Raw genomic sequence first — 247 nt, forward strand, 5'->3', positions numbered from 1 at the left:
CTGTCGTACAGGTTTTAGCTCTCTAAAAAGATTATAGTTGATTTGGATATTTTGTAGAAAATGTTCACTCACTGCTTGCATATCTAAGATTGACTCAAAAGCGATAGTGTAGAAGTTCAGTGGTGTACCATCGCCATTTATCAGTGCTTTACTGAATATTTCCTCGATTTTATGTTTGATAAAAAAGTTGAGAAAGTCATATTTATCTAAAAAATGCTTATAGAAGGTTGGTCGGCGTATCATAGCT

General features: G+C 33.6%; 1 pseudogene. It reads right to left on the bottom strand.

Features of this window, described 5'->3' with window-relative positions:
* Window positions 1-247, bottom strand: a pseudogene (locus tag LI126_RS15000) (hypothetical protein); the annotation flags it as partial.

It is taken from the genome of Mediterraneibacter sp. 210702-DFI.5.30 (assembly GCF_020560115.1).
GTDB lineage: Bacteria > Bacillota > Clostridia > Lachnospirales > Lachnospiraceae > Mediterraneibacter > Mediterraneibacter faecis.